General features: G+C 62.4%; 18 protein-coding genes. 15 read left to right on the top strand and 3 right to left on the bottom strand.

The features are described 5' to 3' along the window. Positions 1-84: 84 nt before the first annotated feature. Both argF and CWR53_RS05455 read left to right on the top strand, forming a co-directional pair. Positions 85-1,005, top strand: a complete 921-nt coding sequence (gene argF / locus CWR53_RS05460) for an ornithine carbamoyltransferase (RefSeq protein ID WP_100850993.1) — start codon at positions 85-87, stop codon at positions 1,003-1,005. Beyond that, positions 1,002-2,111, top strand: a complete 1,110-nt coding sequence (locus CWR53_RS05455) for an ABC transporter ATP-binding protein (protein WP_058605179.1) — start codon at positions 1,002-1,004, stop codon at positions 2,109-2,111. The genes argF and CWR53_RS05455 overlap by 4 nt, the downstream gene beginning before the upstream one ends. A 74-nt stretch (positions 2,112-2,185) precedes the next feature. Here the strand turns inward: CWR53_RS05455 and ybaK are convergent, their stop codons facing one another. Further along, positions 2,186-2,656: a Cys-tRNA(Pro) deacylase gene (ybaK, locus tag CWR53_RS05450; protein WP_058605180.1), complete on the bottom strand. Its 471-nt coding sequence runs from the start codon at positions 2,654-2,656 to the stop codon at positions 2,186-2,188. 298 nt (positions 2,657-2,954) lie between these two features. On the opposite strand from ybaK, the gene CWR53_RS05445 reads away from it, so the two are divergent. From CWR53_RS05445 to glpD, 4 genes are all read left to right on the top strand, one after another. Then, positions 2,955-3,806: an MIP/aquaporin family protein gene (locus CWR53_RS05445; protein WP_100850992.1), complete on the top strand. Its 852-nt coding sequence runs from the start codon at positions 2,955-2,957 to the stop codon at positions 3,804-3,806. A gap of 48 nt (positions 3,807-3,854) precedes the next feature. Further along, complete coding sequence (gene glpK, locus CWR53_RS05440; protein ID WP_100850991.1) at positions 3,855-5,354, top strand: glycerol kinase GlpK; 1,500 nt, start codon at positions 3,855-3,857, stop codon at positions 5,352-5,354. Between the two features lie 128 nt (positions 5,355-5,482). After that, entirely contained in the window at positions 5,483-6,238 is a 756-nt protein-coding gene (locus CWR53_RS05435) for a DeoR/GlpR family transcriptional regulator (protein ID WP_023535227.1), read from the top strand. Between the two features lie 203 nt (positions 6,239-6,441). Next, positions 6,442-7,971, top strand: coding sequence for a glycerol-3-phosphate dehydrogenase (gene glpD, locus CWR53_RS05430; protein WP_100850990.1), 1,530 nt, complete (start codon positions 6,442-6,444; stop codon positions 7,969-7,971). Positions 7,972-7,999: 28 nt separating this feature from the next. Here the strand turns inward: glpD and CWR53_RS05425 are convergent, their stop codons facing one another. Then, a complete protein-coding gene (locus CWR53_RS05425; RefSeq protein ID WP_258313210.1) occupies positions 8,000-12,070 on the bottom strand; it encodes an NEL-type E3 ubiquitin ligase domain-containing protein in 4,071 nt (1,356 codons plus the stop codon). 371 nt (positions 12,071-12,441) lie between these two features. Between CWR53_RS05425 and CWR53_RS05420 the strand changes: the two genes are divergently transcribed. The 7 genes from CWR53_RS05420 (at position 12,442) to metR (ending at position 19,989) form a co-directional block, all read left to right on the top strand. After that, positions 12,442-13,359 carry a glutamate/aspartate ABC transporter substrate-binding protein gene (locus tag CWR53_RS05420; protein ID WP_058605185.1) on the top strand — a complete coding sequence of 306 codons (918 nt, stop codon included), beginning with the start codon at positions 12,442-12,444 and terminating at the stop codon, positions 13,357-13,359. A gap of 142 nt (positions 13,360-13,501) precedes the next feature. After that, positions 13,502-14,248 carry an amino acid ABC transporter permease gene (locus CWR53_RS05415; protein WP_100850988.1) on the top strand — a complete coding sequence of 249 codons (747 nt, stop codon included), beginning with the start codon at positions 13,502-13,504 and terminating at the stop codon, positions 14,246-14,248. Next, positions 14,249-14,920 (top strand): amino acid ABC transporter permease, encoded by a 672-nt coding sequence (locus CWR53_RS05410; RefSeq protein WP_058605187.1) that lies wholly within the window; start codon positions 14,249-14,251, stop codon positions 14,918-14,920. Then, entirely contained in the window at positions 14,917-15,651 is a 735-nt protein-coding gene (locus CWR53_RS05405) for an amino acid ABC transporter ATP-binding protein (RefSeq protein WP_058605188.1), read from the top strand. The genes CWR53_RS05410 and CWR53_RS05405 overlap by 4 nt, the downstream gene beginning before the upstream one ends. Before the next feature lie 73 nt (positions 15,652-15,724). Beyond that, complete coding sequence (locus CWR53_RS05400; RefSeq protein WP_058605189.1) at positions 15,725-17,629, top strand: ATP-binding protein; 1,905 nt, start codon at positions 15,725-15,727, stop codon at positions 17,627-17,629. Continuing rightward, positions 17,626-18,954 (top strand): sigma-54 dependent transcriptional regulator, encoded by a 1,329-nt coding sequence (locus CWR53_RS05395; protein ID WP_027915364.1) that lies wholly within the window; start codon positions 17,626-17,628, stop codon positions 18,952-18,954. Before CWR53_RS05400 ends, CWR53_RS05395 begins: the two co-directional genes overlap by 4 nt. A gap of 117 nt (positions 18,955-19,071) precedes the next feature. Beyond that, the gene (metR, locus tag CWR53_RS05390) at positions 19,072-19,989 is read left to right on the top strand and encodes a transcriptional regulator MetR (RefSeq protein ID WP_023535218.1); all 918 of its coding nucleotides are present in this window, start codon (positions 19,072-19,074) and stop codon (positions 19,987-19,989) included. On the opposite strand, the gene CWR53_RS05385 is transcribed toward metR, so the two are convergent. Further along, positions 19,973-20,386, bottom strand: coding sequence for an NUDIX domain-containing protein (locus tag CWR53_RS05385; protein ID WP_100850987.1), 414 nt, complete (start codon positions 20,384-20,386; stop codon positions 19,973-19,975). The genes metR and CWR53_RS05385 overlap by 17 nt on opposite strands. Before the next feature lie 132 nt (positions 20,387-20,518). Between CWR53_RS05385 and CWR53_RS05380 the strand changes: the two genes are divergently transcribed. Both CWR53_RS05380 and CWR53_RS05375 read left to right on the top strand, forming a co-directional pair. After that, positions 20,519-24,847, top strand: coding sequence for a DNA glycosylase AlkZ-like family protein (locus CWR53_RS05380; RefSeq protein ID WP_100850986.1), 4,329 nt, complete (start codon positions 20,519-20,521; stop codon positions 24,845-24,847). A gap of 29 nt (positions 24,848-24,876) precedes the next feature. Then, positions 24,877-26,496 carry an FMN-binding glutamate synthase family protein gene (locus tag CWR53_RS05375; RefSeq protein WP_058605192.1) on the top strand — a complete coding sequence of 540 codons (1,620 nt, stop codon included), beginning with the start codon at positions 24,877-24,879 and terminating at the stop codon, positions 26,494-26,496. The last annotated feature ends 110 nt before the right edge of the window (positions 26,497-26,606 follow it).

Here is a 26,606-nt window from a genome sequence, read left to right as displayed (position 1 = left end):
TGCGGCTTACGCCGCAGGTCACCGCCGTTGTCAAAAAAAACCGCACGGTCGGCCTGCATACTGTTGCAGATAAGGTAGTCAATCATGAGCGCTAGGCACTTTCTCTCCCTGCTGGACTTCACCACCGACGAATTGCTCGGGGTGATCCGCCGCGGCATCGAGCTGAAGGACCTGCGCAAGCGAGGCGTGCTGTTCGAGCCGCTGAAGAGCCGTGTGCTGGGCATGATCTTCGAAAAATCGTCGACCCGCACCCGCGTGTCGTTCGAAGCTGGGATGATTCAGCTTGGCGGCCAGGCCATTTTCCTGTCCCCGCGCGATACCCAACTGGGCCGTGGTGAGCCGATCGGCGACAGCGCCATCGTTCTGTCGAGCATGCTCGACGTGGTGATGATACGGACCCACGCCCACAGCACCCTGACCGACTTTGCCGCCAAGTCCCGCGTACCGGTGATCAACGCCCTGTCGGACGAGTCGCACCCCTGTCAGCTTCTGGCCGACATGCAGACGTTCCTCGAGCACCGTGGGGCAATCGAGGGCAAGACCGTCGCGTGGATCGGAGACGGCTTCAACATGTGCAACTCGTACATCGAAGCGGCCCGGCAGTTCGGTTTCCAGCTGCGCATCGCCTGCCCCGAGGGATATGAGCCCGACCCACGGTTCCTGGCCATCGGCGCTGAGCACGTGCAGGTCGTGCGCGATCCCCGTGAAGCGGTAAAAGGTGCTCACCTGGTGACCACCGACGTCTGGACTTCCATGGGCCAGGAGGAGGAAACTGCTCGTCGCCTGGCGCATTTCGCGCCGTACCAGGTCACCCGCGACATGCTCGACCTGGCAGCACCCGACGTCTTGTTCATGCATTGCCTGCCCGCCCACCGTGGCGAGGAAATCAGCCATGATCTGCTCGATGACCCCCGTTCGGTCGCCTGGGATCAAGCTGAGAACCGTCTGCATGCACAAAAGGCACTTCTGGAATTTCTTGTCGAACCGGCTTACCACCACGCATGAGTCAACCTCTACTGCTCAACCTGCGCAACCTTGCCTGCGGCTATGGCGACCAGCGCATCGTCCAGAACCTGAACCTGCATCTGAATGCAGGCGACATTGGCTGCCTGCTGGGCTCGTCCGGCTGCGGCAAGACCACGACCTTGCGGGCCATCGCAGGTTTCGAGCCGGTGCACGAAGGCGAAATCCAACTGGCCGGCAACGTCATTTCCAAGGCCGGTTTCACCCTGGCGCCGGAGAAGCGCCGCATCGGCATGGTGTTTCAGGACTATGCCCTGTTCCCCCATCTGACGGTGGCGCAGAACATCGCCTTCGGCATCGCCAAGCACCCGCGCCAGGCGGCGGTCATCGACGAGATGCTGGACCTGGTCAAGCTGGGTGGGCTTGGTGGCCGTTACCCTCACGAGCTGTCCGGCGGCCAGCAGCAGCGGGTGGCACTGGCACGGGCGTTGGCGCCAGAGCCGCAATTGCTGCTTCTGGACGAGCCGTTTTCCAACCTTGACGTGGAACTTCGTCGCAGGCTCAGCCATGAGGTGCGGGATATCCTCAAGCAGCGCGGTACCAGCGCCATCCTGGTCACCCATGATCAGGAAGAAGCCTTCGCGGTCAGCGATCAGGTTGGGGTGTTCAAGGAAGGCCGGCTTGAGCAGTGGGATACACCCTACAACCTGTACCATGAACCGCAGACACCTTTCGTGGCCAGTTTCATCGGCCAGGGCTATTTCATCCGTGGCCAGATGACCAGTGTGGAAGCCGTCAGCACCGAGCTGGGCGAGCTGCGAGGCAACCGCGCCTATCGCATGGCTGCAGGCAGCTCGGTGGATGTGTTGCTACGTCCGGATGACATCGTGCATGCCCCCGACAGCCCGTTGCGCGCAGTGATCGTGGGCAAGAGCTTTCTCGGTGCCTCGACCTTGTATCGCCTGCAACTCCCCACTGGCAGCCAGCTTGAAGCGATCTTCACCAGCCATGTGGATCGTCAGCCAGGAGAAGAGGTGGGCATCGCAGTAAAAGCCGATCACTTGGTGGTGTTTCCGGTGCCAGGCAGCATTGCAACCCAGACGGTGCAGCAGGCAACAGGCGTTCGTCGCCACAGTGGGCCGAACTGACGCCAGGCCCGGGCTACGTCTTGAGCGGGCCCGCTACCGGCTCAACCCGAGCAGGTAGCAAGGATGAATGGGCATCACGTTCTGCCAATACTGGCAAAGGTGGCCTGGGTATGCTCGGCCAGGGTCGTTGCCGCCAGTTCCACCTCCAGCCCACGTCGTCCAGCGCTCACATGGATAGTCGCAAAACGCTGCGCCGCCTCGTCGATGAAGGTGCGCAGACGTTTCTTTTGCCCTAGCGGGCTGATCCCACCCACCAGATAGCCTGTTGCCCGCTGCGCCTTGACAGGGTCGGCCATCTCGCACTTTTTCACCCCCGCCGCATGCGCCAAGGCCTTGAGATCAAGGGTACCCACCACAGGCACCACCGCTACCAGCAACTCCCCTTTCTCGCTACAAGCCAGCAGCGTCTTGAATACCTGCTGCGGGTCCAGGCCGAGCTTATCTGCAGCTTCCAGTCCATAGGACGCTGTCTTGGGGTCATGCTCGTAGCTGTGAACGTGATAGTGCGCGTGATGCTTTTTCAGCAGGTCCAGAGCGGGCGTCATACGAAGTTCCGGTGTAAGACAGATCGGCAGCTACTTTAGGTCAATTCCCACATTCCAGCCAAGAAGCCCGTGCGCCCCGCTCTACCATGGGGCGTCACGCTGGCGGCCGTTGCCCAAAACGTGACTGACCGTTCACTTTCGACCTTTGACATCAGCGTTTCTTGTCTATATTTTTTCGTTTCTGAATGCCGGGGGTGCACCTTCACGGTGCACCTCATATCCGCCCAGGACCATCCGGAAGGTCCGGGCCTTGCTGTCGAGCCCCGCGCGACTCACAACAAAAACAACGAGGTCATACATGACAATTGCCCAAGGCCAACCCACGCTGTCCAGTCAGTGCCTGGCCGAATTCCTCGGTACTGCGCTGCTGATCTTCTTCGGTACCGGCTGCGTCGCCGCACTCAAGGTCGCAGGCGCAAGCTTCGGACTCTGGGAAATCAGCATCATTTGGGGGGTGGGAGTCAGCATGAGCATCTACCTCACCGCCGGGATCTCCGGTGCTCACCTGAACCCTGCCGTCAGCATCGCGCTGACCCTGTTCGCCGGCTTCGAGCGGCGCAAGCTGCCTTTCTACATGCTTGCCCAAGTGTGTGGTGCCTTCTGCGGCGCGGCGCTGGTCTACACCCTCTATAGCAGCCTGTTCTTCGATTTCGAACAAGCGCACGCCATGCTGCGCGGTAGTGAATCCAGCCTGGACCTGGCAGCGGTTTTCTCGACCTATCCCCATCCTTCCTTGTCTACGGCGCAAGCGCTGCTGGTGGAGGTGGTGATCACGGCGATCCTCATGGCCGTCATCATGGCCCTGACCGATGACAACAACGGCCTACCCCGCGGCCCGATGGCGCCGCTGCTGATCGGCCTGCTGATCGCGGTGATTGGCAGTGCCATGGGGCCCTTGACCGGCTTTGCCATGAACCCGGCACGCGACCTGGGCCCGAAAATCATGACGTTCCTGGCAGGCTGGGGCGAAATCGCCTTTACCGGCGGCCGCGATGTGCCTTACTTCCTGGTGCCGATATTCGGCCCTATCATCGGCGCCTGCCTGGGTGCTGCCACCTACCGTGGCTTGATTGCCCGCAATTTGCCCGCCGCTCCAACGCCCACGCCTGCGGCAAGCGACGCTCGCCAAGGCGATACGCAAGTCAACTGAGCACGGCAGACAGACCCGCCACGACCCCTATTTTGCAAGGCCAACACCATGACAGACACTCAGGACAAGCAGTACATCATCGCCCTGGACCAGGGCACCACCAGTTCGCGTGCGATCATCTTCGACCGCGACGCCAATGTGGTCGGCACCTCCCAGCGTGAGTTCGTCCAGCATTATCCGCAGGCAGGTTGGGTCGAGCACGACCCCATGGAAATCTTCGCCACCCAGAGTGCGACCATGGTCGAAGCACTGGCCCAAGCTGGCATCAGCCATGCCCAGGTCGCGGCCCTGGGTATCACCAACCAGCGCGAAACGACCGTCGTCTGGGACAAGGAAACCGGCCGCCCGGTATACAACGCCATCGTCTGGCAATGCCGGCGCAGCACCGAAATCTGCGCCCAGCTCAAGCGCGACGGCTTTGAGGACTACATTCGTGAAACCACGGGTCTGGTCACCGACCCGTACTTTTCCGGTACCAAGCTCAAGTGGATCCTGGACAATGTCGACGGCGCCCGGGAACGCGCCGAGCGTGGCGAGCTGCTGTTCGGCACCGTCGATACCTGGCTTATCTGGAAGTTTTCCGGCGGCAAGGTGCATGTCACCGACTACACCAATGCCTCGCGAACCCTCATGTTCAACATCCACACGCTGCAGTGGGATGAAAAGCTGCTCGACATCCTGGGCATCCCTGCGCAAATGCTGCCAGAGGTGCGGTCCTCTTCCGAGGTCTATGGGCATACCAAAAGTGGCATCGCCATCGCCGGCATCGCCGGGGACCAGCAATCGGCCCTGTTCGGGCAGATGTGCGTGGAACCGGGGCAGGCGAAGAACACCTATGGCACTGGTTGTTTCCTGCTGATGAACACGGGCGACAAGGCCGTCACTTCCTCCCATGGCCTGCTGACCACCATCGCCTGTGGTCCGCGCGGTGAAGTGGCCTATGCCCTGGAGGGGGCCGTGTTCAACGGCGGCTCGACGGTCCAGTGGCTGCGCGATGAACTGAAGATCGTCAATGACGCGTTGGATACCGAGTACTTCGCAAGCAAGGTCAAGGACAGCAATGGCGTCTACCTGGTGCCTGCCTTCACCGGCCTTGGCGCCCCCTACTGGGACCCTTATGCCCGCGGCGCGCTGTTTGGCCTGACCCGCGGCGTCAAGGTGGATCACATCATCCGCGCAGCACTGGAGTCCATCGCCTACCAGACCCGCGACGTGCTCGATGCCATGCAGCAGGACTGCGGCCAACGCCTGTCCGAACTGCGGGTTGACGGCGGCGCCGTGGCCAACAACTTCCTGATGCAGTTCCAGGCCGATATCCTCGGCACGTGCGTCGAGCGCCCCAAGATGCGCGAGACCACGGCGCTGGGTGCAGCCTACCTGGCGGGCCTGGCTTGCGGTTTCTGGAGCAGCCTGGACGAATTGCGCAACAAGGCAATCATCGAGCGGGAGTTCAGCCCGCAACTGGATGAAGCGCAGAAAGAGAAATTGTACGGTGGCTGGAAAAAAGCCGTCGATCGCACCCGCGATTGGGAAGACCACGACGCCTGATTACCGTAGGCAACGGCGCACTCCGCTCCAAGGTCTGCGCCGGATCCACCCTTCGGACGCCACGCTGGTCGTCATCCCCGTCCTACGGCATCATTGCAGCATTTGTCAGGCTGCTCCGAAGGACGTCCATGAATTTGCCTCCACGCCAACAACAAATCCTCGAACTGGTCCGAGACCGCGGCTACGTCAGTATCGAGGAAATGGCGCAGCTGTTCGTCGTTACCCCGCAGACGATCCGCCGCGACATCAACCAACTGGCAGAGCTCGACCTGTTGCGCCGTTACCACGGGGGCGCAGCCTACGATTCAAGCGTTGAGAACACGGCGTATGCCATGCGCGCCGACCAGATGCGTGATGAAAAGCAGCGCATCGCCGAGGCTGTCGCTCGGCAGGTGCCCGATCATGCCTCGCTGTTCATCAATATCGGCACCACCACCGAATCCATCGCGCGTGCTTTGCTCAACCACAGCCAACTGAAGGTCATCACCAACAACCTGCACGTCGCTTCCATCCTGGCGGCCAAGGACGACTTCGAGGTCCTGGTGGCAGGCGGTACCGTGCGCCGTGACGGCGGCGTCGTAGGCCAGGCCAGTGTCGACTTCATCAATCAGTTCAAGGTCGATTACGCCCTGGTCGGTATCAGCGGCATCGATGAAGACGGGAGCCTGCTGGATTTCGACTATCAGGAAGTGCGCGTATCCCAGGCGATCATCGCCAATGCTCGGCAGGTGATCCTGGCTGCGGACTCCAGCAAGTTCGGGCGCAATGCCATGGTGCGCCTGGGCGCCATCAGCCTAGTCGACTGCCTGGTGACTGATCAGACCCCAACCCCTGCCCTGGTACAACTGCTCAATGACCACAAGGTGCGTGTCGAAGTGGTTTAGGTTGTCTCGACCGGCGCTGCAACCGTGGGTGTGGCACAAGCCCGCCCCTCTACGGGCTTTTTTCGTTAATGTTCATTTGCTTGTCACCTGATCAGTATTTTCTATGAATACGGACTGGCGAGTCGCGTTCGCTTGCGCTAGTATTTTCGGAAACGAACATAAATGTTCACTTTCGATGCAAATTGCTCCAGGAGACCTTCCCTGTGTCCCAGCCCGATTCGACCAGCGCTCCCGTCGCCGATTGCTATGACCTGGTGGTGATAGGCGGTGGCATCAACGGTGTGGGCATCGCCGCCGACGCTGCCGGCCGCGGCCTGAAAGTCTTTCTGTGTGAAAAGGACGACCTGGCCCGGCACACCTCGTCAGCCAGCAGCAAGCTGATTCACGGTGGTCTGCGCTACCTTGAGCATTACGAGTTTCGTTTGGTACGTGAGGCCCTGGCCGAACGCGAAGTCCTGTTGGCCAAGGCACCGCACATTGTTAAGCCCATGCGTTTCGTGCTGCCCCACCGCCCCCATCTGCGCCCTGCCTGGATGATCCGTGCTGGCCTGTTCCTTTACGACCACCTGGGCAAGCGCAAGCGCCTGGGCGCCTCGCGCAGCCTGCGATTTGGCGCGGGCTCCGCGCTCAAGCCGGCCATCACCCGTGGTTTCGAATATGCCGACTGCTGGGTTGACGACGCTCGCCTGGTGGTCCTCAACGCCATGGCCGCCCGGGAACATGGCGCGCATATTCACACCCAGACACTGTGCCTGGGCGCCAGGCGTGTCGGCGCCATCTGGGAAGTGGATGTGCAGCACGCCGACGGCAGCACCCGGACGGTGCGGGCCAAAGGGCTGGTGAACGCCGCCGGCCCATGGGTTGCGCAGTTCATCAAGAACGACCTGAAACTGGACGCTCCTTACGGCATTCGCCTGATTCAGGGGAGTCACCTGATCGTCCCCCGGCTGTATGAAGGCGAGCACGCTTACATTCTGCAGAACGAAGACCAGCGCATCGTTTTCTGCATCCCGTATCTTGATCGTTTTACGCTGATCGGCACCACTGACCGTGAATACACAGGCGACCCTGCCAAGGTAGCGATCACCGATCAGGAAACCGACTATCTGCTCAAGGTGGTCAACGCTCACTTCAATCACCAGCTGCAGCGCAGTGACATCTTCAGCACCTATGCAGGCGTTCGCCCCCTGTGCAATGACGAGTCGGACAACCCGTCGGCCGTTACCCGTGACTACACCTTGGCACTGTCCGCCGCCCACGGTGAAGCCCCCCTGCTCTCGGTCTTCGGTGGCAAGCTCACCACTTACCGCAAGCTGGCCGAATCGGCCATGGCCGAACTCAAGCCATTCTTCAGCCAGATGGGCGGCAGTTGGACGGCCGAAGCAACCCTGCCGGGCGGCGAGGACATGACCACGCCGCAGGCACTTGAAGAAGCCTTGCTTGCTCGGCATACCTGGCTCGCCCCGGCCATTGCCCAGCGCTGGGCACGCACCTATGGCAGCCGCGTCTGGACACTGTTGGCAGGCGTCGAAGGCCCGCAGGACCTGGGTCAGGCCATTGGTGCGGGGCTCTTTGCTCGCGAGGTGGATTACCTGTGCGAGCATGAGTGGGCAACCTGCCTTGAAGATATCTTGTGGCGTCGTACCAAGCTTGGGCTGTTTACTACCGAGGCGGAACAGAACACGCTCGCCCAGTACCTGAAAAAGGTAACGCAGCGCAGCCACGCCGCCTAACCCAGGTGGGCCGCCTGTCAGCACATGCTCACAGGCGGCTATAGGCCTCGACCGCAAGCTCGTGATAAAGCGCCTGTTCCTGGGCATCGAGTTCAGCTTTCAAGGCAGCAGCCTGCTGCAGGTAGCCCTGCTCCCCGTGCTCGCCGGCGGTGCGCTCGGCGGCCTCGAGCCGTTCATGAAACGGTGCCGCCAGCGCCTCGAAGCGCTCGCGATAATGGCTGCGCGCAAACGACTGCCAGAACTCGCGTTGCGCCAGCGCTGCGGCCAGCACATCCAGACTTTCGCCCGCCAGTATCCGGTCTCCGGCCAGCCTGACCTGCCGACTGCTGACGTCGCTGAATTCCGGGTAGTTCATGTAGCTCGGCTGAGCCGGCAACCCCAAGCGACTCGCCAGATTGACCCGATAAGCCAGGTACACTTCGATGTCATCCACCATCGCATAGGGATCGCGTCGCATTTGCTCGATGTGCCGAGCGGCGATGCTGTCCACCTGGTCCAGGCGGTACAGCGAACGGCCAAGTCGCAAGAGTTCGCGCTCAGTCTGCCCGGCACTTGCCCCAGCCGTATGAATAGCAATATGCGCCCTCACCTCGAGTTGACTGAGCAGCAGCAACAAGCGGTCTTCGCAGGTTTGCGGACCTTGGGTATGCAGGTAGACCGATTCGCGAACATCCGTACTTTCAGCACACAACTCCAGAATGCGCCATATGCGTGCACGGTAGTACTGCGGTCGTTCTTCGAAATCGTCAGATTCGGCGAAGTCGGCGAGGAACCGGAAGAGATCGGCCGAGCCCTCATCGTCGAGCAAGGCGTTCCAGATGCCTTCATAGCGATGGCGTAGCGCCGGCTTGGCGGGCCCAATCCAGCTATCTCGCAGCTCGTCGTCAATGAACACCTGGGCATGGTTGCGCGGGGCAAGCGAGCCTTCGTTTGCAGTGGCCAGTGCTTGCTGACTGGCCTGGTCCAACGGGTTGTCATGCAGAGACAGTTGCTGGATGCGGTCCCCAAGGATCTGCAGGTGTTCGTTGACCTCACGAATCTGGTTTTCCCGGATGTCCATCAGGCCACGCCATAGCAATTGATGGCGCTGCGGGATGTTCAACAGGCCCGTGTTGCGCAGTGAAATCGTACGCAGATGACGCAGGGCAGACAGGTTCGGTACCCGGCCGATCGGATTACCGCTCAAGTTGATATGCTCCAAGTGGGTCAGCCCGGTCAGCACCGTGTCACTGTCGGGTTGCAGTACGATCCGATTGTCATCAAGGCGCAGCGTGCGCAACTGCTCCAGGCCACCGAGTCCTGTCGGCAGTTGCGTCAACTGGTTACCGCGCAAATCGAGCACCTGCACATGCGGGAACCGCCTGAGAAAGTCGTCGCTGACATGGGTAAGCGCCAGGTTGCGCAAGGCCAATTGCCGCACGTGATTGAAATCGATGTCATCAGGCAGGTCAGGTAGCGTGCCCACCTGCTCGCCTTCTATACGCAGCACATATTCATCAGTCTCGGACGCGACCGTTTTGCGTCGCCAAGCGCGGCGAATGTGGGTGGCTACCCTGTGTCGGCGGCGCCCATCAATGAAGCCATTGCGCTGGCGCTCCCAGGAGGCGAGGGCCTGACGCAGACGTTCCAGTCGCCCTTCGAGATCGCTCAGGTGGTCCCAGAGATTCACGTCGCGCTCGATCAATTGCGCCAGATAAGCGTCCATCTGGTCATCGGTCAGTGTCGGGTAAATGCGGCGTATGCCCCGGCGCAGTGCTTGCCGACTGCTCTCGCCCCGCCCGCTGAGGGGATAACCTACACGGCCATCCTGGAGTCGGCGAGGCGGGTTGAAGCGACCGCCCAGAGCCGCCATGCCCAGCGACTGGGCCGTTTTGCCCCGGTCAGCAGCCGCCCTGTGCAGCAGGTTGGCCCCTAAGTCGGCTGTAGTTACCGATGAACCGCGGAAAGCGGTTTTCTGGGTTTCATCCAGGGTCTGCAGCAAGCACGCCAGTAGCCCTTGATCCCCAGTCTGAATCGGACCTCTCTGCAGCCGATACCCCCCGCTGGTCTGCACGATCACCTCGGTGCGCTGTGCACCGGCCGGGCCATGGGAGGCCACGAGCTGGCCCTGGGCCTCACCCAAGCGTACTTCGATACAGGTCGACACTGGCCATGGCGACGTTTCATCAATCAGCGCCAGCGCCAGGCGCAGAGTGTCCAAGTTAGCGGCCTGCTCATGTTCGAACCCCAACAGCGCGCGATCAATGCGGCTTTCACGCACAGCCCAACGTGCTCGTTCAGCAAGCGGCAGGGGTACCTTGCCGCTCATCAGCGTCGCAAGTTGTTCGGTGGTCGCGCATTCCACGATTTCTTGCGCCAATGGCACTGACAGCCCGGTGAAGTCGCGAGTGAGCGTATCCACGCCAACGCCTGACTCGCCCACTGAAAGCGCCAGCGCTTGCTCGACCAACAGCTCGGAGGTCGGCCCTTGGCCATGCAGCAGGTGCCGTGCCTGCGCTTCCCTGAGCCGTGCTGGCGCCGGCTCCTCGTGTAAACGCAAGCTGCGCAAGTGTTCAGGCGACAGGCCCGTGACCTGCATCAGCACGTCGGCATCCAGGTTGGATACCTGCTCAAGATCGGCGCCAAAACTGCGCATCAATTCACCCGGATGCTCCAGGCTGTGGGCCGACGCCGGCATCTGTTTCAGACGCAACCCCCTGTTGCCCACCCTCACCGGCGTGAGGCCGTCGACCAAACCGATGCGCTCTAGCGCGCCGCCGATCGTAGACTGCCCAGCCCCAAGCACTGCGCCCGTGGCCACGACCTGCGCCACATTGAACACATGGGCCAGCGCTTGCTGCCTGTCGCCTATCTGCCAAGCCTCGTAACCGTCGTAGACTTCGCGCGCGACGTCTACGGCTGCCGCTACGAACAAAACTTCGCCCAAGCCGGGAACGAACTGCGCGGCCAGGGTGAGCGCATCGAGCCCTGCCCCTTTCAAGGCGTCGATGCGCTCGTGCCGCTCAAGTTGAGTCAAATCGCCCGTAGGGACGGCCAGCACCCGAGCATCGTCGATCATTGCATTGAGCAAGCGTTTACGCAGGCAGGCAAAGACAGAGCCTTCTATTGCGAAATGGCGACCATCGATGGCGAGCGGTGTAGATCCATCAGAGGATTTGTTCAATTGCGCCAACTGGGCCAGGAACGCGGGCCGCTCGCGCTGGGCGATCAAGCTGACGAAATACCGTCTATATTGACGCTCACGCAGCCGCTTGCCGAGGTGCTCGTAAAATCCAGCCCAGTCCGCATGCCGCCCGATGGGCTCGGCCGGGTCATCGGAAAACCAGCTTATCAAGCCGTACATGGGCCCATTGGCCGCTGCGCGAAGCTCAATGACCAGGCAACGCTGAACGGGCTTGCCCAGGACAAATAGCTCGAACGGCTGGAACCCCTGGGTCACGGCCGGTACGGTCGGCTTCTGGGCTATCAGTGGCAGAAGTGCCAGGTAGTCTTGCTCGGTCAACTGCCCTTTGAGCCTGGCCATCCTGACTGCAACATCGAGTGCCGCACGTAGACGCTCCTCGAAAATCTGTTCTACCGCACGCTGCCCAAAATCGGCGGGTGCTGGGGGGCGCGCCTTGGGGAACAAGCACATACGCAGCTGCTGCTGGTACTGCCCGCCCAGGTCCAGCTGCCGGCAGAGGCGAGCAAACGCTTCGAAGGAGAGCGGCAATACAGTGCCGTTTGCCTCCTGCAAGTGAGCGCGCCGGTGCAGGCCGGGAAAGGTCTCGCTTTCATGAAAGTTATGCAACGCGGCCACCAGCAGCGACTCTTTGCTGTAAAGCGCTCTCATGGGTGTCTGCAGCCGAGGCGCGGCACTGGGTATCGCAACTTTGTCATGCAGCACCACCTGGGCGGTGTCTACATTCACCTCACCCAAGCCTCGGGCTCGCAGCGCCTCCTGAAGTAATGGGCGCGCAAAGGTCTCTAGCCCAGGCAACGTTTTCAAACGCGCCCTGACCGCCTCGCTCGACAACTGTTCAAGATAGAGCGCTCGGTGGAATGTGCTCAGCAGGTCCGGATCGGCGCTGGTCAGCCAAGCCGGCAACGCGTTCGCCACAAATGCATCAACGGAAAGGTGAGGTAGTGCGTTATCTGCCACAAATCTTCCTCTGGTCTGGAAAATGGCGCAGCAGAACATCGGGCTGTCATGGGCAGGTGTTACATATGGCTGGGTACACAAGCATGAGCACTCATTCGGATAACCGAACATAAAATTGAAGGTCATTCGAATTTCCGACCCTGTTGAAAAACTCAAATTAGTCGAACAAGGCTAACGCCCTCGCTTTCAGCGGGGCTAACATGCTTCACGGACCTTGGCACGACTTCTGCTCATATCCATTCAACCGGATGCAACAGCTGCCGTATCCGTTGAACGAAAGAGTCCGCCAACGGCTCCATAAAAAAAACAAACACGTCGAGGAAAATTTGATGCGTATCGTTCGTCAATTGCTGGGCGCCGCCATCGCGGCTGCTGTAATCGCTTCGCCGGCCATGGCCGAAGAACTCACCGGCACCCTGAAGAAGATCAAGGATTCAGGCACCATCACCTTGGGCCACCGCGACTCCTCCATCCCGTTTTCCTACCTGGCCGGCAAGCCAGAGCCTGTAGGCTACTCCCACGACATCCAGCTGGCCGTCGTCGAGGCCCTGAAGAAGCAACTGGGTACCGACATCAAGGTCCGCTACAACCTGGTCACCTCCCAGACCCGCATCCCGCTGGTGCAGAACGGCACCGTCGACCTGGAGTGCGGCTCCACCACCAACAACGTCGAGCGTCAGCAGCAAGTCAGCTTCTCGGTGGGTATCTTCGAGGTTGGCACCCGTCTGCTGACCAAGGTCAAGGACGGTCAGCCGGCCTACAAGGACTTCGCAGACCTGGCTGGCAAAAACGTAGTGACCACAGCAGGCACGACCTCCGAGCGCCTCCTCAAGGCCATGAACGCCGACAAGCAGATGAAGATGAACGTGATCTCCGCCAAGGACCACGGTGAAGCCTTCAACATGCTCGAGAGCGGCCGCGCCGTGGCCTTCATGATGGACGACGCGCTGCTGGCTGGCGAAATGGCCAAGGCTCGCAAGCCGTCGGACTGGGTCATCACCGGTACGCCGCAATCTTATGAAATCTACGGTTGCATGGTGCGCAAGGGTGATGAGCCTTTCAAGAAGGCCGTGGATGATGCGATCGTTGGCTACTTCAAGTCCGGTGAAGTCAACAAGAGCTACGACAAGTGGTTCCAGCAGCCAATCCCGCCAAAAGGCCTGAACCTGCAATTCCCGATGAGCGACGAGCTCAAGAAGCTGATCGCCGAGCCGACCGACAAGGCGGCAGACGAGAAGAAATCCTGACCCCCAGCCTGGAGCCTGCCGCGCTGCAAGGCGCGAATTAAACCGGCAGGCTCCCCGTTAGTGTCTAACCTTTCATCCGAGGGCAGTTTGCCCTCGGAAGCTGGAAGGTGCCCGTGAAACAATCGTCTGAGGGGAAATCCCGATGAATTACAACTGGGACTGGGGCGTATTCTTCAAGTCCACTGGCGTGGGCAGCGAAACCTATCTGGACTGGTACATCACCGGCCTGGGATGGACCATCGCCATCGCCATTTCCGCCTGGATCATCGCCTTGCTGCTGGGGTCGATCCTGGGCGTGATGCGTACCGTGCCTAACCGGCTCGTTTCCGGTATCGCCACCGCATACGTCGAGCTGTTCCGCAACGTGCCTTTGCTGGTGCAGCTGTTCATCTGGTACTTCCTGGTGCCGGACCTGCTGCCAGAGGGGCTGCAGGAATGGTTCAAGCAGGACTTGAACCCGACCACGTCGGCCTTGATCAGTGTGGTCGTGTGCCTGGGCCTGTTCACCGCCGCACGGGTGTGCGAGCAGGTTCGCACCGGCATCCAGGCCCTGCCACGTGGCCAGGAATCGGCAGCGCGGGCGATGGGCTTCAGCTTGCCGCAGATCTACACCAATGTGCTGCTACCACAGGCCTTCCGCATCATCATCCCGCCACTTACCTCCGAGTTCCTGAACGTGTTCAAGAACTCCTCGGTGGCTTCGTTGATCGGCCTGATGGAGCTGCTGGCGCAAACCAAGCAGACCGCCGAGTTCTCGGCCAACCTGTTCGAAGCGTTCACCTTGGCCACGTTGATCTACTTCACCCTCAACATGGGCCTGATGCTGCTCATGCGCGTCGTCGAGAAGAAAGTGGCCGTACCTGGCCTGATCTCTGTGGGGGGCAAGTAAATGGAACTGGATTTCAGCGAAATCATCCCCGCTCTGCCCGCCCTCTGGGATGGCATGGCCATGACCCTGCAACTGATGGTGATGGGCGTCATCGGCGGCATCGTGCTGGGCACCCTGCTGGCGCTGATGCGCCTGTCGTCGAATAAACTGCTGTCCAGGTTGGCCGGCGCCTACGTCAACTATTTCCGCTCGATCCCCTTGCTGCTGGTGATCACCTGGTTCTACCTGGCGGTGCCGTTCGTGCTGCGCTGGATCACCGGGCAGGACACGCCGGTGGGGGCCTTCACCTCCTGCGTGGTCGCCTTCATGATGTTCGAGGCGGCCTACTTCTGCGAAATCGTGCGTGCCGGTGTGCAATCGATCTCCAAAGGCCAGATGGGCGCAGCCCAGGCATTGGGCATGACTTATGGCCAGACCATGCGCCTGATCATCCTGCCCCAGGCGTTCCGCAAGATGACACCGTTGCTGCTGCAGCAAAGCATCATCCTGTTCCAGGACACGTCCCTGGTCTACACGGTAGGCCTGGTCGACTTCCTCAACTCGGCACGCTCCAACGGCGACATCATCGGGCGCTCCCATGAGTTCCTGATCTTCGCCGGCGTCGTGTACTTCATTATCAGCTTCTCCGCTTCGTGGCTGGTCAAGCGCCTGCAAAAAAGGATCACCGTATGATTTCCATCAAGAACGTCAACAAGTGGTACGGGGACTTCCAGGTGCTGACCGACTGCAGCACCGAGGTCAAGAAAGGTGAGGTGGTGGTGGTGTGCGGGCCTTCGGGGTCGGGCAAGTCCACCCTGATCAAGTGTGTGAACGCGCTGGAGCCTTTCCAGAAAGGTGACATCGTGGTCGACGGCACTTCGATCGCCGATTCCAAGACCAACCTGCCCAAACTGCGCTCGCGCGTGGGCATGGTCTTCCAGCATTTCGAGCTGTTCCCCCACCTGACCATCACCGAAAACCTGACCATTGCCCAGCGCAAGGTATTGGGCCGCAGTGAAGCCGAAGCCACCAAGAAGGGCCTGGCCCTGCTCGACCGCGTCGGCTTGAGTGCCCACGCCAAGAAGCACCCCGGGCAGTTGTCCGGCGGCCAGCAGCAACGGGTCGCCATTGCGCGAGCATTGTCCATGGACCCGATCGTCATGCTGTTCGACGAGCCCACCTCGGCCCTGGACCCGGAGATGGTCAACGAAGTGCTGGACGTGATGGTCGAGCTTGCCCACGAAGGCATGACCATGATGTGCGTGACCCACGAAATGGGCTTTGCCCGCAAAGTGGCCAACCGCGTGATATTCATGGACAAGGGGCACATCATCGAGGATTGCCAGAAGGAAGACTTCTTCGGCAACCCCGAAGGCCGTCACGAACGCACCCAGCACTTCCTGAGCAAGATCCTTCAGCACTGATCCTGCCTCATCGAGCCGCTCGGCCCCGCCGCCCTTCCGGGCAGCGGGCGCTGGCCGTGACGAGGTCACTGTGATGAAATGCGACCCCTCGCTCCTGTTACCTGCCAAGCCTGCCGTGAAAGCCCGCCTTGTCCGCCAACTGCTGTTACCCCCGCTGATCATCCTGCTGATGATCGGGCTGGGCATGGCCGGGTTCCTGATCAGCGAGAGCAACGGCATACGCGTGCTCAGTGAAAATGGCGAGCGCCAGTTGGAATTGCATGCGCGTACGGTCGAAAGCGAGATCAGCAAGTACACCTACCTTCCCAGCCTGCTGGAACTCGAAGACAGCGTGTCGCACCTGCTGACCGACCCTGATGGTGGCTCACGGCAAACCGTCAACGAATACCTCGAAGGCCTCAACCGGCGCAGCCGCAGCCGTGCGATCTTCGTGCTCGATACCCAAGGGCGGGTGCAGGCCACCAGCAACTGGCGCGATACCGACTCATTCCTGGGCGAGGACCTGTCGTTTCGCGCGTATTTCCAGACCGCCGTGCGTGGCGAACCTGGGCGCTTCTACGGCATCGGCAGCACCACGGGCGAAGCCGGCTACTACCTGGCCCATGGGCTTGAGGAGCACGGCAAAATCATCGGCGTGGCGGTGATCAAGGTGCGCCTCGATACCCTGGAGGAACGTTGGCAGCGCGCCCGCCTGGAAGCGTTCGTCAGCGACGAGAACGGGATCATCATTCTTTCCAGCGATCCGGCTCGCCGCCTGAAGTCGGTGCGCCCACTGACCCCGCAAACCAAGGAGCGCCTGGCGCGCAGCCTGCAATACTACTGGTGGCCGCTCAACGAGCTGCAACCGCTGGGGCGCGAGACCCTGGCCGACGGGGTAGAAAAGCTGACCTTCCCGGCCAACAGCGAAACGGCCCAGGGCAACCCGCATGAGGTGGCCTACCTGGCCCAGACACGTCGCCTGGTCGATACGCCCTGGCACTTCACGCTGCTGACGCCGCTTCAGGATCTGCGTCGCGAGTCCATGGTGCAGGGCATCCTGGTGGGTGTGGCGTTTGCCTTGCTGACCATCCTGGGCATCGCCTGGAACGAGCGACGCAAAGTCATCGCTACCCGCCTGGCAGCCCGCGAGGCGCTGGAGCAAGCCAATAGCCAGCTCGAGCGCCGCATCGCCGAGCGTACGGCCGACCTGCGGGCCAGCAACGAACGGCTCAAGGGGCAGATACGCGAGCGCCGTCATGCCGAGCAAACCCTGCGCCAGGCGCAAGACGAACTGGTTCAGGCTGGCAAGCTGGCAGCCATCGGACAGATGTCCACCAGTATCGCTCACGAACTCAATCAACCCTTGGCGGCGCTGCGTACCTTGTCGGGCAACACCGTTCGGTTCATCGAACGCGGCGCACTGGAGACCGCCAGTACCAACCTGCGTACCATCAATGGCCTGGTCGACCGCATGGGCCGCATCACCGCCAGCCTGCGTTCATTCGCCCGACGCAGTGACGACAGCGGCCAGGCCGCGGTGGCCAAGGCGGTCGAAGCCAGCCTGCAGGTGCTGGCAGAACGGATCAACAGCAGCCACCTGCAGGTGCACCGCCATTACCAGGACCTGCAGTTGGCCATCGACCAGACCCGGCTGGAGCAGATCCTGGTCAACCTCATCGGCAACGCCCTGGATGCCATGGCTGTCCAGCCCCAACCAGCCTTATGGCTCGAAGGTGAACTGCAGGGGGACAAATACCGCTTGCAGGTGCGCGACAACGGCCATGGCATCGATCCAGAGGCACGCAAGCATCTTTTCGAACCGTTCTTCACCACCAAGCCGGGCGACAATGGCCTTGGCCTGGGCCTGACCCTCTCGGCCAGCCTTGCTGCGGCCGCCAAGGGCAGCCTCAGTGTCGAGCACCCTGCCAGCGGCGGCACAGCTTTCGTGCTGATCCTGCCCTTGGCCTCCACCCCCAGCGAATCGGCAGACTCTCCATGACCCAAGCGCCCCTTACCGTTCTGATCGTCGAAGACGACCCCCATGTCCTTCTTGGGTGCCAGCAGGCACTGGCGCTGGAGGACATCGGTTGCGAAGGCGTTGGCAGTGCCGAACAGGCGCTCGAGCGCATTGGCGATGACTTTGCCGGCATCGTGGTCAGCGACATTCGCCTGCCGGGTATCGACGGCCTGGAACTGCTCAACCGTCTCAAGGCGCGCGACCGCAGCCTGCCGGTGGTATTGATCACCGGGCACGGTGATATCGACATGGCCGTCGGCGCCATGCGCAACGGCGCGTATGACTTCATGGAAAAGCCCTTCTCCCCCGAGCGGCTGGTCGATGTGGTGCGCCGTGCGCTCGAGCAACGCGGCTTGTCCCGTGAAGTCTCGGCGCTGCGCCGCCAGCTTGCCGGACAGAGCAGCCTGGAGGGGCGCATCATCGGTCGTTCGCCCGCCATGCAGCACCTGCGCGAACTGATCGCCAACGTGGCCGATACCTCTGCTAACGTGCTGATCGAGGGTGAGACAGGCACCGGCAAGGAACTGGTGGCTCGCTGCCTGCATGACTTCAGCCGTCGCCAGGGCCAGCCCTTCGTGGCGTTGAACTGCGGTGGCCTGCCGGAGAACCTGTTCGAAAGCGAGATTTTCGGCCATGAAGCCAACGCCTTCACCGGTGCTGGCAAACGCCGCATCGGCAAGATCGAGCACGCCAACGGCGGCACGCTGTTTCTCGATGAAGTGGAAAGCATGCCGATCAACCTTCAGATCAAACTGTTGCGGGTGCTCCAGGAGCGCACCCTGGAACGGCTCGGCTCGAACCAGAGCATTCCAGTGGATTGCCGGCTCATCGCGGCGACCAAGGCCGACCTCGACAGCCTGGGTCAGAGCGGGCAGTTTCGCAGCGACCTGTATTACCGCCTGAACGTGGTGACCCTCGAACTGCCACCGCTGCGCGAACGCCGCGAAGACATCCTGCAGCTGTTCGAACACTTCCTGCAGCAATCGGCGCTGCGGTTCGACCGGGAGACGCCCACCCTGGACAGCCAGACACTGTCAAGGCTGATGGCCCATGACTGGCCGGGCAACGTGCGCGAACTGCGCAATGTGGCCGAACGCTATGCACTAGGGCTGCCCGCGTTCAAGAAAGGCCCCACGGGCACCAGCAGCCAAGGGCTGGGCTTTGCCGAGGCCGTGGAGGCCTTCGAGCGCAACCTGCTCAGTGACGCCTTGCAGCGCACCGGGGGCAACCTGAGCCAGGCCAGCCAGGAATTGGGCATGGCAAAGACCACGTTGTTCGACAAGGTCAAGAAATACGGGCTAGGTTGATGGACCGAGGCGCTGCAATGCGCCAGTCAACAGGCAAGGCACTGTCGACAGCGGCGGTAACATGAGGGAAACTCAACTCCAAGATATTTACCCTCAGCCCTACCCTCGGAGTTAGCTGTGCTGGAGATCCGCCACCTGAAAACCCTTCATGCCCTGCGTGAAGCAGACAGCCTGGTCGAAGCGGCCGAGCGGCTGCACCTGACCCAGTCGGCCTTGTCCCACCAGTTCAAGGAACTGGAAGAGCGCCTGGGCCTGACGTTGTTCGTGCGCAAGAGCAAGCCCATTCGCTTCACCAGCGCAGGGCTGCGCCTGCTGCAACTGGCCGACGCCACGCTCCCCCTGCTGCGTGGCGCCGAGCGGGATATCGCCAGACTGGCGGGGGGCACTGCCGGTCGCTTGCACATGGCCATCGAATGCCACAGCTGCTTCCAGTGGCTGATGCCCACCATCGATCAGTTCCGTGATGCCTGGCCTGAAGTGGAGCTGGACCTGGCCTCAGGCTTCGCGTTCGCGCCCCTGCCCGCCTTGGCCCGTGGTGACCTGGACCTGGTGGTGACCTCCGATCCCCTGGACCTGGCCGGCATCACCTACGTTCCCCTGTTCACCTACGAAGCCATGCTGGCGGTGGCCAACCAACATCCGTTGGCCAGCAAACCCTACATGGTGCCCCAGGACCTGGCGGACCAGACCCTGATCACCTACCCGGTGGAGCGTGACCGTCTGGACATCTTCACCCGCTTCCTGGAGCCAGCCGACATCGAGCCCGCGGCCGTACGCACCTCGGAGCTTACGGTCATGATGATGCAGTTGGTGGCCAGCGGCCGCGGCGTGTGCGGCATGCCCCATTGGGCCTTGCACGAATACAGCTCGCGCGGTTACGTCAAGGGCAAGCGCCTGGGCGAAAAAGGCCTGTTCGCGACACTCTACGCAGCCGTGCGCACCGACATGCTAGATGCACCCTATATGCGCGATTTTCTGCTGACGGCCAAAGACACTTCGTTCGCCACCCTCGACGGGGTCAGTGCGGTGCGCTGAGCAACTGGCGGTACAGCGGCAGGATCAGGTCACGGGTCAGGGGCGCCAGGGGCATTTCTGGCGTCTGGTCAGCGGCCAACCAAGTGATCTCGTCGATTTCGGCCGCCGGCATTACCGATGCCGCGCAGTCCACCCGGAACAACTCGGCCTGCACCTCGAACCCTGGCTCATTGGCTGCCGGGGCGTTGAACTGACCAAGGCGCACGGCCTTGGCGGGGTCGATCTGCAGGCCCAGTTCCTCGTGCAGCTCACGGGCCAACGCTTGAACCGGGGTTTCTCCGGCATCGATCTTGCCGCCCGGCTGCATGAATGCCTGAGTGCCGCGCTTGCGCACCAGCAGCGTGCGACCTTGCGAGTCCAGCAATAAGGCGGCGGCAATGCGGATGATATTGGCCATGGGTGATCTCCCTGAAAATGGGCGGCGAGCATCCCATGCCTCCCCAGCCGTGACAAGGCCACTGCCAGGTTTGGACGTGGGCAGACGAATGGCCACTTGCCAACCCGGCCGGGACCCTTCATAACCTTCCCAATGACGCTTCCTGCCGCCAACCATCCCGTATTCGAGCTGTTCCATCCAGGCGTTGCGGCCTGGTTCTCAGGCCGTTATCCGTCGGTGACCGATGCCCAGGCTCAGGCCTGGCCGCTCATCCAGGCCGGTCAGTCCGTGCTGCTGGCAGCGCCGACCGGCTCAGGCAAAACGCTCAGTGCGTTTCTGGCGGTGCTCGACCGGCTGTTTCGCCAGGGGCTGGAGCAGGGCGGCACATTGCCCGCCCACACGCAGGTCGTCTACGTATCGCCCTTGAAAGCCCTGTCCAACGACATCCGTTTGAACCTGCAAATACCGCTGGAGGGCATCCAGCGCACGCTCCAGGCGCAAGGGCACGCAGCCCCCACCATCACCACGGCGGTGCGCACTGGTGATACGCCCCAGAAAGAACGCATCGCCATGCGCAAGCAGGCACCGCATATTCTGGTCACGACCCCTGAGTCCCTGTACGTGCTGATGGGTTCGGCCTCTGGACGTGAAGGCCTGCGTACGGTGCACACCGTCATCGTCGATGAGATCCATGCCCTGGCCGGCAACAAGCGCGGTTGCCACCTGGCACTGACCCTCGAACGCCTGCAAGCGTTGTGCGACCGTCCGCTGCGACGCATCGGCCTGTCTGCTACCCAGCGTCCGGTCGAGCGGGTGGCGCAGTTTCTGGTGGGCAGCGGGCGCGCCTGTTCCATCGTCGATGTAGGGCACGCCCGCCAGCGTGACCTGGCCATCGAAATCCCACCCGTGCCACTGGGGGCGGTGCTCGACCAGGATGCCTGGGGGCTGGTGTACGATCGTCTGGCCGAACTGGCCCGTGCGCATCGCACCACCTTGGTGTTCGTCAACACCCGGCGGCTGGCCGAGCGCATCACCCGTCACTTGAGCGATCGGTTGGGCACGGCTGCGGTGGCCGCTCACCACGGCAGCCTGTCCAAGGAAAGGCGCCTGAGCGCCGAGCAGCGCCTGAAAGCGGGCGAGCTGCAGGTGCTGGTGGCCACGGCCTCGCTGGAACTTGGCATCGACATCGGCGACATCGACCTGGTGTGCCAGGTCGCCTCACCCGGCTCGATCGCAGCGTTCCTGCAGCGCGTGGGGCGTGCAGGACATCAGGTGGACGGGGTGCCCAAAGGACGGCTGTTCGCGACATCGCGAGACGACTTGATCGAGTGCGTGGCGCTGCTCGATTGCGTGCGCCGCGGCGAGTTGGATGAAGTGCAGGTACCGCAGGCCCCGCTGGATGTGCTGGCCCAGCAGATCGTTGCCGAGGCCAGCAACCAGCCCTGGCACGAGCAAGCGCTGTTCGACTGCCTGCGCCAGGCCATGCCGTTCGAAACGTTGGCGTACGAACATTACGATGCCTTGCTTGGCATGCTTGCCGAAGGCTACAACGGCCGCCAGGGCGTGCGCGGCGCCTACCTGCACCGCGATGCCGTCAGCGCCATGGTGCGAGGGCGCCGTGGCAGCCAACTCACCGCCTTGACCAGTGGCGGGACGATTCCCGACAACGCCGACTACGCCGTCGTGCTCGAACCTCAGGCGCTGAACATCGGCAGCGTCAATGAAGACTTCGCCGTGGAGAGCATTGCTGGCGACATCTTCCAGCTAGGCAACGCGTCTTATCGCATCCTGCGCGTGGAGGCCGGGCGGGTCCGGGTCGAAGACGCCCACGGCCAGCCCCCCACGATTCCCTTCTGGCTGGGCGAAGCCCCTGGCCGCACCCGCGAGCTCAGCGCCGCCGTGGCCAGGCTGCAAGGGCAGATTGATGAGCGCCTGCAGCACGCGGGTGGCTCGCTGGCGCATGTGCTGGCCTGGCTGCAAGCCACGTTCGAACTGGACGCCAGCTGTGCCGAGCAGTTGCTGGACTACCTGGCCCGCACCCAGCAGGTATTGGGCGCCCTGCCCTCCCAGGACACCCTGGTGATGGAGCGTTTCTTCGACGAATCAGGCGGCACGCAGCTGATCATTCATTCGCCGTTCGGTAGCCGCATCAACCGCGCCTGGGGTTTGGCCCTGCGCAAGCGGTTCTGCCGTACCTTCAATGTCGAGCTGCAAGCGGCAGCCAGTGAAGATGCCATCGTGCTGTCGCTGTCTACCAGCCACAGCTTTGCCCTCGACGAGGTGTGGCGCTACCTCGACAGCCGCAGCGCCGAGCAGGTGCTGATCCAGGCTGTGCTCGATGCCCCGCTGTTCGGTGTCCGCTGGCGCTGGAACGCGGGTGTGGCCATGGCCTTGCCGCGCTTTGCCGGTGGTCGCAAGGTTGTACCGCAGATCCAGCGCATGAAGAGCGAAGACCTGATCGCCTCGGTGTTTCCCGATCAGATCGCCTGCCTTGAAAATCTGTCCGGCGAACGGCACGTACCGGACCACCCGCTGGTTCGTCAGACCCTCGACGATTGCCTGCACGACGCCATGGATTGCGACGGTTGGCTGGCTTTGCTGCGGCGCATGGAAAGCGGTGCCGTGCGCCTGCTGGCGCGCGACCTGCCGGCGCCCTCGCCGCTGGCGTCAGCCATTCTCAATGCCAGGCCCTACACCTTTCTGGATGATGCCCCGCTCGAAGAGCGCCGTACCCAGGCGGTGCTCAATCGCCGCTGGGCGGATGTGCAGTCAGGCGATGAGCTGGGTGCGCTGGATGCGGACGCCATTGCGGCAGTGGCAGCCGAGGCCTGGCCGCAGCCGGTCAACGCGGATGAAATGCATGAAGCGCTCATGAGCCTGGGCGCCATCAGCCAGCCAGAAGCTCAGGCAGGCGCACGCTGGCGTACGCTGCTTGATCAGCTTGCCAAGCGGGGCCGAGCCGTCTACCTGCCCGAGCAGAAGTTGTGGCTGGCCCGTGAGCGCCTGACGCTGTTGCAAGCCGTCTACCCCGATTGCCGTCTGTCGCCCGTGGTCGAGCCACTGCCAGGCTTCGATCAGCCAGTGGACCACGACCTGGCGCTGCCCGAACTGCTGCGTGCCCGGCTGAGCGGTCATGGGCCTGCCACCGTTGCCCAGCTTGCAGCGCCGCTGGGCAAGTCCATCGCTGATGTGGAGCAGGCATTGGCCCGGCTCGAGGCCCAAGGCCATGTGCTCAGGGGGCATTTCAGCCCGGATGCAATTGACACTCAATGGTGCGAACGCCACCTGCTGGCGCGTATCCACCGCTATACCGTCAAACGTCTGCGCCGGGAGATCGAGCCGGTCAGCCTGCAGGACTTCATGCGTTTCCTGTTCCACTGGCAACACCTTGATCCGGGGCAACGGTTGCAAGGGCCGCAGGCGCTGCTTGTTGTGCTGGCCCAACTGCAGGGGTTTCCAAGTGCGGCCGGGGCGTGGGAAGCCGAAGTGCTGCCTGCACGCATGCGCGATTACAGCCCCAGCTGGCTCGACGAAGCCTGCCGCAGCGGGCAGTTCGCCTGGAGCCGGTTGGCAAGTACCGTGTCAGCCAGCACGGTGGCCAGCACGCCCGTGGTGTTGCTGCCTCGCGAACACCTGCAGCTGTGGCGAAGCCTGGCCCCACCCCCGTGCCTCGACACCTTGGGACCACGTGCCCAGCGGGTGCATGACGCCCTGAAAACCCGCGGTGCACTGTTTTTCGACGAGCTGGCCCAAGAGGCCCGTCTGCTCCCCAGCGAACTGGAAACGGCCTTGCAGGCGCTGGTTGGCGCTGGCCTGGCCAATGCCGACAGCTTCACCGGGCTGCGTAGCCTGATCGCGCCGGCCGCCCGGCGCACCGCGCGTCGGCCGCGCTTCGGTCACCTGCCCTTGTCCAACAGCATGGCTTGTGCAGGGCGCTGGGCCCTGCTGCCGCGCAGCGAAGCCGCGCCGGATCAGGATCAGCACATCGAAAGCATCGCTCGCCTGCTGCTGCAGCGCTACGGGGTGATGTGCTGGCGCCTGCTGGCGCGTGAGAGCGATGTGTTGCCGCCCTGGCGTGACCTGCTGCGCTGCTACCATCGCCTGGAGGCGCGTGGGGAAATACGGGGTGGGCGCTTCATTGCCGGGTTGTCCGGCGAGCAGTTCGCCTTGCCCGAGGCCGTGGCCATGCTGCGCCAGGTTCGCCGGCAAGCGGCGGACGGCACGTTGGTGCTGGTCAGTGCCAGCGATCCGCTGAACCTGATCGGCACGTTGCTGCCGGGGGCCAAGGTACCGGCCACCAGCGGCAACCGCCTGCTCTACCGCGACGGCTTACCGGTGGCTGCGCGGGTGGGCAAGCGCTACGACTATCTGGTCGAAGCTTGCGCGGCGCAGCAGACGCAGTGGCGACAGCTGCTGCTGCGCGACACGGCCTTTGCAGCGACGGACAAGTTGGCTATGGTCGGGGCTCACCCCAGGCCGTGAGCCTGACCGAGCCATCGCAAGGACCCTGTATGAGCCTGTCACTTCTCAGCCGTTATGCGGTGTTCGCCGTCTGCATCGTGTTTACCCTGGTCACCCTGCCATTGATTCATCATCACTGGCTTTGGCCGTTCACCCTGACAACAGGCTTGCTCAGCCTGATAGGCCTGTTCGACCTGTTGCAAAAACGCCACGCCGTGCGTCGCAACTACCCGATTCTGGGAAATATTCGCTACCTGGTGGAAACCATTCGCCCGGAAATCCGCCAGTATCTGCTCGAAGCAGACAGCGACGCCCTGCCCTTCTCCCGTGCCCAGCGCTCGCTGGTCTATTCCCGGGCCAAGAACCAGGTCTCGGACAAGCCGTTCGGCACCCTGATCGACGTCTACGCGTCGGGCTTCGAGTTCATCGGTCACTCCATGCGCCCGGCGCCTCTGGCTGACCCGGCGAGCTTTCGCATCACCATCGGCGGCCCGCAGTGCAGCCAGCCGTACTCAGCCTCGATCTTCAACATCTCCGCCATGAGTTTTGGCTCGCTCAGCGCCAACGCCATTCGTGCGTTGAACCAAGGCGCGAAGCTGGGCAACTTTCACCACGACACCGGTGAGGGCAGCATCAGCCCCTACCATCGCGAGCACGGCGGCGACCTGGTATGGGAACTGGGCAGCGGGTATTTCGGGTGCCGTACCTCGGACGGTCGTTTCGATCCGCAGGCATTTGCCGCGCAGGCGCGCAGCCCGCAGGTGCGCATGATCGAGGTCAAGATGAGCCAGGGCGCAAAGCCTGGGCATGGCGGCATTCTGCCCAAGCACAAGGTCACCCAGGAAATTGCCGAAACCCGCGGTGTCCCGCTGGGCGAAGACTGCATCTCGCCGTCGCGGCACAGCGCGTTTTCAACACCCATCGAAATGATGCAGTTCATCGCCCAACTGCGTGAGCTGTCGGGCGGCAAACCGGTGGGGTTCAAGCTCTGCCTGGGTCACCCGTGGGAATTCATGGGCATTGCCAAAGCCATGCTGGAAACCGGCATCCTGCCCGACTTCATCGTGATCGATGGCAAGGAAGGCGGCACCGGGGCCGCCCCCGTCGAGTTCACCGACCATATCGGCGTGCCGCTGCGCGAAGGCCTGTTGTTCGTGCACAACACCTTGGTGGGCTTGAACCTTCGCGACAAGATCAAGCTCGGTGCCAGCGGCAAGATCGTCAGCGCCTTCGACATTGCCAGCGTCCTGGCCATCGGTGCCGACTGGGCTAATGCCGCGCGAGGGTTCATGTTCGCCATCGGCTGCATCCAGTCCCAGAGTTGCCACACCAACAAGTGCCCCACCGGCGTGGCCACGCAGGATCCGCTGCGCCAGCGTGCCCTGGTGGTACCGGACAAAGCCGAACGGGTGCTCAACTTCCATCGCAACACCCTGCGTGCCTTGGCCGAAATGCTGGCTGCTGCCGGGCTGGAACACCCGTCGCAGCTCGAAGCCAAGCACTTGGTACGCCGCATTTCAGCCACCGAGATCAAGCTGTTCTCGCAAATGCATGTGTTCCTAAAGCCCGGCGAGCTACTGACCGGCGAGGTCGATGGGCAATTCTATTCGCGTATGTGGCAACTGGCCCGAGCGGACAGCTTCGAGCCCAACAGCGAGGTAGCCGCCTGAATGCTTGAGCGCGGCCAAGCCGCGCACCCGCTTTATTGCGCAGTTTCCACAAAATTTTCACATACTCGGCGCAACGTCTAAGCTCCAGGCAAGCAAGATGAAAATACCTG

The organism is Pseudomonas sp. SGAir0191 (genome assembly GCF_002812565.2).
Classification (GTDB): Bacteria; Pseudomonadota; Gammaproteobacteria; order Pseudomonadales; family Pseudomonadaceae; genus Aquipseudomonas; species Aquipseudomonas parafulva_B.
The sequence above is the reverse complement of the archived record's forward strand: the minus strand, read 5'-3'. Positions and strand labels throughout refer to the sequence as shown.